This is a genomic window from uncultured Eudoraea sp., assembly GCF_947258525.1.
Lineage (GTDB): Bacteria > Bacteroidota > Bacteroidia > Flavobacteriales > Flavobacteriaceae > Eudoraea.
Genome location: NZ_CAMYIP010000107.1, coordinates 1 through 9,480 on the forward strand (window position 1 = coordinate 1; position 9,480 = coordinate 9,480).

Annotated in this window: 8 protein-coding genes and 1 pseudogene; 4 read left to right on the plus strand and 5 right to left on the minus strand. The window is 35.8% G+C overall.

Annotation, left to right across the window (positions count from 1 at the left end):
* The 3 genes from Q0X89_RS07845 to Q0X89_RS07855 all read right to left on the minus strand — a co-directional run.
* Positions 1–3,755, minus strand: a 3,755-nt coding sequence (locus tag Q0X89_RS07845; RefSeq protein WP_297692853.1) for a two-component regulator propeller domain-containing protein, incomplete at its 3' end; no start/stop codon positions are given.
* A gap of 505 nt (positions 3,756–4,260) precedes the next feature.
* The gene (locus tag Q0X89_RS07850; protein WP_297692855.1) at positions 4,261–4,479 is read right to left on the minus strand and encodes a hypothetical protein; all 219 of its coding nucleotides are present in this window, start codon (positions 4,477–4,479) and stop codon (positions 4,261–4,263) included.
* 19 nt (positions 4,480–4,498) lie between these two features.
* The gene (locus Q0X89_RS07855) at positions 4,499–4,672 is read right to left on the minus strand and encodes a hypothetical protein (RefSeq protein ID WP_297692857.1); all 174 of its coding nucleotides are present in this window, start codon (positions 4,670–4,672) and stop codon (positions 4,499–4,501) included.
* Positions 4,673–5,043: 371 nt separating this feature from the next.
* Between Q0X89_RS07855 and Q0X89_RS07860 the strand changes: the two genes are divergently transcribed.
* Both Q0X89_RS07860 and Q0X89_RS07865 read left to right on the plus strand, forming a co-directional pair.
* Positions 5,044–5,778 (plus strand): LytTR family DNA-binding domain-containing protein, encoded by a 735-nt coding sequence (locus Q0X89_RS07860; protein WP_297692865.1) that lies wholly within the window; start codon positions 5,044–5,046, stop codon positions 5,776–5,778.
* Positions 5,779–5,802: 24 nt separating this feature from the next.
* Complete coding sequence (locus Q0X89_RS07865; RefSeq protein WP_297692858.1) at positions 5,803–7,764, plus strand: tetratricopeptide repeat protein; 1,962 nt, start codon at positions 5,803–5,805, stop codon at positions 7,762–7,764.
* Here Q0X89_RS07865 and Q0X89_RS07870 read toward each other — a convergent pair.
* Positions 7,757–8,326, minus strand: coding sequence for a DUF3109 family protein (locus Q0X89_RS07870; RefSeq protein ID WP_297692860.1), 570 nt, complete (start codon positions 8,324–8,326; stop codon positions 7,757–7,759). The genes Q0X89_RS07865 and Q0X89_RS07870 overlap by 8 nt on opposite strands.
* Before the next feature lie 123 nt (positions 8,327–8,449).
* Here Q0X89_RS07870 and Q0X89_RS07875 point away from each other — a divergent pair, with 123 nt between their 5' ends.
* Together Q0X89_RS07875 and Q0X89_RS07880 are read left to right on the plus strand one after the other, a co-directional pair.
* Positions 8,450–9,022, plus strand: a complete 573-nt coding sequence (locus Q0X89_RS07875; protein WP_297692862.1) for a MarC family protein — start codon at positions 8,450–8,452, stop codon at positions 9,020–9,022.
* Between the two features lie 48 nt (positions 9,023–9,070).
* A complete protein-coding gene (locus Q0X89_RS07880) occupies positions 9,071–9,274 on the plus strand; it encodes a hypothetical protein (protein WP_297692864.1) in 204 nt (67 codons plus the stop codon).
* Between the two features lie 8 nt (positions 9,275–9,282).
* Here Q0X89_RS07880 and Q0X89_RS07885 read toward each other — a convergent pair.
* A pseudogene (locus Q0X89_RS07885) lies at positions 9,283–9,480 on the minus strand (peptidase S41); the annotation flags it as partial.

The following is a 9,480-nucleotide window of genomic DNA, read 5'->3' on the forward strand; positions in this document are numbered from 1 at the left end:
CGTTGCGAGCGAATGAATTCCGTAGTGCTCAAACCCGTGTAGGTCTGCAGCTTTCGATGCAGCTGCATGCGGCTCATACCAACCAGGGTAGCGAATTTCTTGGCATTGAAGGTGGGATTGGCCAACTGGTCATCCAAGACCTGTTGCACCTTGTTCAAGAACAGTTCATCGGTAGGAGTGATGGCAATATCCTTGGCCCTTAACACCACTTCCTGGCTGTAGTGGCTTCGCAGCACCCTTCTGCTTGCAATAAGGTTTTCTACCCTGGTCTGCAGTATACGCAGTTTAAAGGGTTTGGTTATAAAATCGTCGGCACCGGACTTAAGTCCTTCCAATTCATTTTCTTGCCCAATATGAGCGGTTAACAGAATTATTGGAATATGACTGGTTCGCTCATCATTTTTTAGGGTGTTGCAAAGTTCAATCCCATCACATAAAGGCATCCGCACATCGGAAATAATGACGTCAGGTACCAGTTCCAAAGCTTTTTCTATCCCCAGCAAGCCGTTTTCTGCGGTATGGATCTGATTTTTTTTACCCAATTCAGTAGCAATAAATTGCCTTACATCTGCATTATCCTCAACAATTAGGATAATAGGGTGTTCAGCATTTTGTAAAAGAGCATTATCATTGCTTACCGGCTTCCCATTTTCAATAGCGGGAGAACCTAATTCTGTATTCTGGTTCTCCAAGACCGGGATATTCTTACTTATAAAAAAATCCTTTTTAACAGGAAGACTTACCTTAAAGACAATATCGTTCCCGTCAACTTGTTCAACATCGATTTCACCTCCATATAATTGCACCAATTCTTTAACCAGGGATAGGCCCACCCCGGCGCCAGACGAAAATTCATCTTGCTGATAAAACCTGGAAAACAAATTCTCCAGAGGTAAATCGACAAGATCATGTACCGAATTTCCGACCACAATGGATGCCTTTTGACCCATCTTTTGGGCCCTAAAGTAACAATGGCCATTTTCAGGACAATACTTCATTGCATTCGATAGTAGGTTCATCGTTATTTTTTCAATAACGTCCTCGTCATACCAAAGCCCATCCATAGGTCCTACTTCAGTGGCATAACGTATTTTCCTTAATTCCGCCTGATATTCAAATGATGCTGAAATATTTCTGAGGAACAAACCTAAATTGCCTTGTCTCAATTTTAATTTGAGTTGGCCATCATCTACCTTCGCCAAATCCAACAATTGATCTACCAAAGAAAGCATCCTACTGGTATTCCGCCTTATCATTGAAAAATTGGTAAGATCGGAATTTGACAATCCCCCTTCGCTCAATTTTGATTCTATCGGCCCCGAAATCAAAGTCAAAGGGGTTCGGAATTCGTGTGAAATATCCGTGTATAATTTTGATTTAAGAGTATTGAGTTCCTGTAATTTTTTCGTCTCGTCTTCTTTTAGACGCAGGTTCAGTTGCATTTTCCATCGCCATCTGAAATAGAGAATAACCCCATAGACCAAGCCTAAAGCTAAAAGTATGTATATCATTTTAGCCCAAACAGTCCAATACCAAGGTTGAGCGATCGTAAAGGAAAAAGAGGTGGGTTGCTCGTTCCAAACCCCATCATAGTTGCTTGATTTTACTTGAAAAATATAATCGTTAGGGGGTAATTGTGCAAAACGCACAGTGTTGATATTCCCTGAATATACCCAATCTTCATCATGGTTGACCAATTTATATTTGTATTCATTTTTTTCCGGCAATGAATATTGTAAACTGGTAAAACTGAATGAAAGGGTATTTTGGTTATGCTTCAATCTTGTTCCGGAAAGCAAGGGGGTTGATTCTCCCAAGACCTCAAAACCAGTAATCGATGTTTTAGGTAATATCTGATTTTCCCTAATGTCTTCAGGGCGAAACCAATAAAAGCCATCCAATCCACCAAAAAATAATGTGCCTTTATTATCTATGTGATATGCCCCGGTATTGAACTCAGTGGCCAAGCCATCATAATTGCTGTAATTGATTACAGTAGGTGTTGAAGCCAAATTTTCATTGGGTGTAAATTTGGTTATTCCTCTATTACTACTTAACCAAAGACTCCCTTGGGCATCTGGTAAAATGGCATAAATGACGTTGTTGGCCAATCCGTCATCCGTTGTGTACCGATAAAATGTTTCCTCGGCAGTATCCAATGCGTTCAATCCTCCTCCATTGGTCCCGATCCATAGGATGTCGTTAGGCCAAAAATATAAAGCTTTAATGCTATTGTTTATGTAAGCATTACTAATGCTGTCCTGATAAAAGCGTTTAAAAGTATTTGATGTTGGGTTATACTGTGCAACCCCATTTGCCTCCGTACCGATCCATAAATTGCCTCTTGTATCTCCAGTGATTACGCGAATATTGTTGCTGGGGGGTGAGTTACTGTCATTAGGGTCGAAAATAAACTTGTTGATTTCCCCCTGGTTTTTGTCAAATTGAATAAGGCCATTTTCCCTTGTGCCCAGCCAAATATTGTTTTTACTATCTTTAAAAATGTTCCATATTGTATTGGCAGAGAGTGCTATTTTTGAGGTTGAATTAAATTGATGAAAATCCCCTTTTGTATTTCTAAGGATAAGACCATCTTCCTGGGTTCCTATCCAAAGATCGCCATCCCCATCAACCAATAAACTCATTATTCTATTTGAAGTAATGCCATTTTTACCCGCTGTACCGGCTGTAAACGTTTGCCAACTATTGTTTTCAGGTTCATATTGTGTAAGGCCCTTGCCTGAAGTCCCTATCCAGACAGCACCTTTATTGTCCGTAGTGATCGAACGTATAACATCGATATTGATTCCCTCAGGAGTTTGGTTGTTGGTAAAAGAGTTGAACTTTTCCAGGAATTCATCAAAATAACTTATGCCTCCACCATCTGTTCCAAACCAAAGCGTACCGGAATTATCCTCGTAAATACACAAAATATCATTGTAATGAATGGCCCTTGGGTTATTTTTATCTGCATTGAAATGTGAAATTAAATTTTTCTCAAAATCTAACATATATAATCCTCGGCCATATGTGGCAAGCCATAATCTCCCCTTTTTATCCAGATGGATATCCAATATATTAAGGTTGGCGGGAAGTGGATCAGTAAAACTGGAATTTGACATCCGTTGTAGTATTTTTTCCGATGCATCCCTAAAATAAAGACCGTCCCCGAAAGTGGAAATCCATAGCTTTCCTTGACTATCAACGAGCATGTCACTAAAATTTTCATCTATTTTATCGCCATGGTAATTCTTGAAACTTAAAAATGAAAAACTCTGTGATTTTTTATTGAATTCTATGAGAAATCCATTGGTGGCCAAAATAATGTTACCCTTTTGAGCTTCAGAAATGTTATATATGGGTCCGTTGATTTCTTTACCTGAAAGCACTTTTTTCGGACTACCTATTTCGGGATTAAACTGATATAGCCCATTGGAATATGTGCCAATCCAATAAACAAGGTCTTTATCCTGAAATATTACACTAGCATCCTCTATGCCGGGGAAAATTTCAAATGTATTTTCTTGGGGATTTAGTTTATAAAGCTTTTTGTCTATCGGTATCGTCCAAAGGCCTCCTATTTCATCTTGATATATTTTACCCAAATTACTGTATTTGGTTTTAGTGATATCCAGAAATTTAAAAGGGTAAATATTGAACTCTCTTCCATCATATTTATTAAGACCATCCTGAGTAGCTATCCAAAGATATCCTGTACTGTCCTGAGCAATACTTACTGCACTATTCTGGGACATTCCGTCTTTTACGGATAATTGTCTGAAAGTTACTTGAGATTGGGAAAATATTGTGCTTGTATAAAGCACGCAGAAGATCACATATAGCAATAAATTCTCAAAAAAAATATCGTTTTTAAGGCGTATCATAAGGCTTGCTAAAATCTTTCCTCATTTCTACAAAATAAGTTAGAAAAATGATACTGCCAAACCGTACGACTCAATAGATGTTGAGAATATTAATTACTTCTTGGTTCTGCTGATCTAGGTAGTTCCCCCGAAACCTAAAAATCGAGCAAATTGCATGACCAACATGATTGGTATGGTTATCCAATTAGCAATTGCACCTATGGGTCTGCATTAAAGCAGCGGTATTTCTAAAAAGATATACCCCCTAAGAGTCGTACATTAACGTTTGACAGTTTTACTTTTAACTAATACTAGCTAAAACTGTATTTAATCTTCAAAGAACTTAATTTCGCTAAGCAAATTTATATCCATAAAATCAACAATCATAGCAAAGACATTACTTTCTCAATGCACTTAATTGACCACTTATATTACTATTGCGTTTTTTAAGGTTTTCAAAATCTTTCTTCATAGTCCCTTCGGCATTAAGCGCATAAAACTCATTTGATAAAAACATCTCAATGGGTTTTTCTTCCATTGATGTACTGGAAGTTAAAATTAGCGGCAAAATGAGGAATAAACTAACCTCGGGGGATTTAATTAAAAGATGTGGCATGGTTGAATATTACATGTTTTTACTCCGTACATAATTCTGATATTTGGCCTTGCTCTTCAGCCAAAAGATTATCAATGTTATTTTCTGTAAGCACTACCTCATCTAACAGTTCCATTCGATCCTTATTATCTGTAAAAACTGCAAACAATAATGCTATGATTAAAAGGGTAAAAAATATAACACACTTTTTCATTGGTTCTACTGAAATTTACAAGCGTTCAATGATATTAATATTGCAAATATTTCTTTAGAGCCAAAATATGTACTAGTAAATGATCTACACAGTCTATTTGTATAATTGGTATGGTATTATGTATACATTGCACTGATTATTTCTGATTTGAAATGAAATATTCCCTTTTTTTGATAGTAACATCTTATGCTTATTTTCACATGTTTTTCCTTCTAAAAATGAAGCCCATATTTAGCGAATATTTTGTTCAAAATGTAAAGTTTAAGCTATTTAGGGCTACTCATACAGCTATCTAATCTATCTATACAAAATTCATAAAGTCTGAATATCAATACCCCTAATTTTGTAACTTACGAGAATATAATAAGATGATGTTACAAGCTGTTATCGTAGATGATGAGAAAAAAGCGCTTCAGAGCCTTTCATGGGAATTGACAAATTTCAGTGATGAAATAAATGTAGTTGCTTCTTTTACCGATCCCTATGAAGCGTTGAGTTATCTTAGTAACAATACACCTGATTGCTTATTTTTAGATATTGAAATGCCTACCATGGACGGATTTCAATTCATTCAAAAATTAAGTAATAAGGATTTTCCAGTTGTGATAACCACAGCCTACAACCAATATGCGATAAAAGCACTAAAGAATGAGGCTATTGATTATTTGCTAAAACCAATAGATACCGACGACTTAAAAGATACCATTGTAAAAATTAAAAAGTTTAATGCCAGATCTTATACTGCAGACAGACTTGAAAAAATTCTACTGAATTTTAATGCGAATGAAAAGCATAAAAAAATTACCTTCAATACCGATGGGAAACTGGTATTCCTGGAAAGCAAGGAAATCTTGTATGCTGAATCTGATGGTAATTATAGTACTATCTACCTTTCAGATGGCAACAAGATAGTACTTACTAAAAAACTAAAAGAGGTAAATGAGTTACTGCCAAATGATTCCTTTTTCAGGATACACAACTCGTATATAATTAATCTTACAAAAATTAAGGAGTTTCTCAAAACAGACGGATATGTTGTACTTCAATCCAATCATAAAATACCGGTGTCTCGTCAAAAAAAGAGTGATTTTTTAGATTTGTTATAATCAATTGGAGAATTACCTATGTTAATGCGTTTTAAAATCCCCTATGTCTCTTCAGCTTTCATTAATTATTCCTTGCTCTTTTGTATTAGTATCACCTTCTTCTTGCATGAAACCAATGCTCAGATAAGAGGCAAAAATTTCAAGGAAACAACCGAAAACCTCATATCAAAGGCTTCTCAGTCTTATAATGACCTGGAGCTTGTACTAAAGCCTATTCAGCAAGATACCAGTTTGATGCGTTATTTTGCAAATGCTTCAGTTAGGGAAAACTACTATGCGGGTGCCTCTTATGCATTGAACAAATTGGGCATTGCTTATAGAGATTATTCCCTCTACGACAAGGCAATCAGACTACATCAAATGGCTTTAGAGGCGGCTGTGGAAAATAACAATACAGAATTTCAAATTTACAGTTTAACAATGTTGAGTTCTGCCTATAGGCGAACAGAGGCAATACCCTCAGCGCTGGATTGCGCGCAAAAAGCAATAGATCTTTCTGAGGCTCTGGAACAACCTAATAAGGATATAAAAAGGAACTTAAATTTTTCCGTGAACAGTATTGGCCATATCTATAGAACTCTAGGTCAATATGATCTTGCTGTTGCCAATTTCAGGAAATCCATAACGCTTGAGACCGAACTGGGAAACCTTACAGGTCTCGCCATGAATTATAAGGATATTGGCGAATGTCTTGAGGCCGAGAGTAAGCTGGAAGAAGCACTTGAAAATTATGAACAATCGTTGGCCATTAATGAAAAAATAGGGTCTAAAAGGATCCATGTTATATCTAATATGGGGATAGCTCATGTATATGTTCATCAAAACAATATCAGTGAAGCTCTTGATATTTTAGAATCTATCCTTGAATTGGCCAAAGATCTGGGCGATATGAAGATTATTTCTGAGATATATTTAAATATAGGCTGGGCACAACTCCAAGATAAGAACTTTAAAGAGGCAGAGATAAATCTAAATAAAGGCCTGGAAATAGCCAAAAAATATAATCTGCTAAGTGAAATGGAAGAGGCATACTCCTTTTTAGCGGATTTATGGGAAAGCCAGGACGATTTCAAAAAGTCTAAAGAATTCTTTTTGGAAGCAGTAGATGTGGAGGAAAAAATTTCAAATGATCGCAATAGGCGCTATGTAGCTGATTTAATTAATCTTTCTGAGACAGAAAAAAAGAACAATCAGATACAAGTGCTTGCAAAGGAGAATGAAATAATGAATTTAAAGCTGCGCAGAAATCAAAATACCTTATTGATTGGCGCATTATTGGTAGCCCTTTTTACGTTAATGCTTTATATTTTATACAGGCAAACCCAGCTCAAAAGTGATAAGAAACTGCTCACCCTTGAACAGAGTATGCTGCGAAGCCAGATGAATCCCCATTTTTTATTTAATTCACTAAATTCTATAAAACTCTATATCATAAACAATGAAAAAAAGAATGCTGTTCATTACCTGAATAAGTTTTCGAAATTAGTACGTAAAATACTTGAATCTTCTTCTGTCAGGGAAATTCCATTGGCTGAAGAATTGGAAACGATTGAATTGTATATGACCATTGAAAACATCCGCTTTTCTAATGAAATTGATTTTAAAGTAATTGTAGATGAAGGTATTGATCCCCATATAATTAAAATTCCTTCCCTTATTCTTCAGCCTTTTTTGGAAAATGCACTATGGCATGGCCTCTCTTCAAAAGAAGGTGAAAAGTCTATCATATTGCAAATAAGCAGGGAAAAAGAGGGGTACATAAATATATCTATAACTGATAATGGAGTTGGAAGAGAAGCTGCGGAAAAACTCAAAGAAAGTAAGGTTTTAAAAAGAAAATCTATAGGGATTGGTATCACCAAGGAGCGTTTGGCTAATTTTTCTAAAGATTACCAAAATACATTTGAGATAGAAATTCAAGACCTTTTTGATAAGCAGGGTGAAGCTTCCGGTACAAGGATAATATTAAATATTCCTACTATTTAGAATTATCTAAGGCAATATTTTCCAATTTTTTATACCATTCCTTTCCAAATTTTCGAATAAGTGCCTCTTTTACAAACTTGTAAATAGGAATTTGTAATTCTTCTCCCAGAGAACATGCGGGATCACAAATTTGCCATTTATGATAATTCACCGCTGTTAGTTCTTCATACTCGTTTATTCGTATAGGATATAAATGACAGGAAACCGGTTTTTTCCATTTTGTAGCTCCATTATTAAAAGCTTCTTCAAGGCCACATTTCGCTATCCCCTTATCCGAATATACGACATATGCGCATTCTTCCTTATTAATCAAAGGTGTTTCCCATTCACCATCTGCACCCTTTACAAAGGCACCTTGCTCTTCTATAGCCAAAACTCCTTCAGGCCTGAGGTAAGGCTTAACATCAGCATAGATATCCACTAGAATTTCGGTCTCCTTATCCTCTAATGGAGCTCCTGCCTCCCCGTCTATACAGCAGGTGCCTTTGCATGCAGATAAATTGCATACAAAATCCTTTTCCAAAATATCATCAGAGATAATGGCTTTGCCAATTTGAAACATCTTACAGAATTAAGGTGGTAAAGATAATTATTGAATTTTACAATTATAAAATATTTGTCTTTCTGTGATCCAACTACCTCTGGTATAACGTAAATTTGCGAGCCTTTAAAAATTGAAAGACTGATGAATTTTAGTTTAAGAGAAATAGCTTCGGCAAGTATGATCCTTTTTGCAGTCATAGACATAGTTGGTAGCATCCCAATTATTATTAGTTTACGAAATAAAGTGGGCCATATACAATCTGGTAAGGCCACTATTGTGGCGGCAGCTATTATGGTAGCTTTTCTTTTTATTGGTGAGGAAATTTTAAAGCTAATAGGGATAGATGTAAATTCATTTGCGGTGGCGGGTGCCTTTGTCCTGTTCTTTTTAGCAATTGAAATGATTCTGGGGATTGCACTATATAAAGACGATGAGCCAGAGAGTGCTTCTATTGTTCCAATTGCATTCCCTCTTATTGCCGGTGCAGGTACAATGACTGCTCTCCTTTCTTTAAGGGCAGAATTTCACGTAGAGAACATAATTGTGGCTATTATAATTAATGTTATTTTTGTCTATATCGTTTTAAAATCGTCAAAAGCAATTGAAAGGATACTTGGAAAGAACGGGATTAACATAATCCGGAAAGTGTTTGGAGTTATATTATTAGCTATAGCAGTTAAGTTATTTACTTCAAATATTAACCAACTTTTTTAGCATTAATTGCGGTGAAACAAAGGGGTAAATAAACCAGATACAACTAATATGAATAGAACATTATTTATAGTACTTATTATCCTGGCACTCGTACTTATAACTTACAATGTTACGCTTATTGATTTTGACGAGCCTTTTAAAGGAAATAGTGTTGTTGCTTTGATAGGGATTGTGGCCTCTCTGTGCGCTATTTTACTGCTCTTAATATATATGACTTCCAAAAAAATTCAGAAAAAAATAGAAGACGAATAGTAACTAAATTAAGTCTGTTCTTTTTCTTTTTGTTGAATTGTTGGGCTATCCAATTCCAGTACTTTTTGAAGCATTCTGTCTGAACTCCCTTTGATCTTGGCATTGAGGTTCGATGTAAATAGCTGCTCTGCCAATGCACCTTTTAAGTAGAGTTTTATCTTATCCTCAAAATCATAGAAACTAATTTTAATATTTCGATCTATGGA

Bases quoted from the DNA above. Each gene is read 5' to 3' on its own strand.
- Q0X89_RS07880 (WP_297692864.1), top strand. From the start codon at position 9,071: ATGAATAGAACATTATTTATAGTACTTATTATCCTGGCACTCGTACTT.
- Q0X89_RS07855 (WP_297692857.1), bottom strand. From the start codon at position 4,672: ATGAAAAAGTGTGTTATATTTTTTACCCTTTTAATCATAGCATTATTG.
- Q0X89_RS07850 (WP_297692855.1), bottom strand. From the start codon at position 4,479: ATGCCACATCTTTTAATTAAATCCCCCGAGGTTAGTTTATTCCTCATT.
- Q0X89_RS07870 (WP_297692860.1), bottom strand. From the start codon at position 8,326: ATGTTTCAAATTGGCAAAGCCATTATCTCTGATGATATTTTGGAAAAG.
- Q0X89_RS07860 (WP_297692865.1), top strand. From the start codon at position 5,044: ATGTTACAAGCTGTTATCGTAGATGATGAGAAAAAAGCGCTTCAGAGC.
- Q0X89_RS07875 (WP_297692862.1), top strand. From the start codon at position 8,450: ATGAATTTTAGTTTAAGAGAAATAGCTTCGGCAAGTATGATCCTTTTT.
- Q0X89_RS07865 (WP_297692858.1), top strand. From the start codon at position 5,803: ATGCGTTTTAAAATCCCCTATGTCTCTTCAGCTTTCATTAATTATTCC.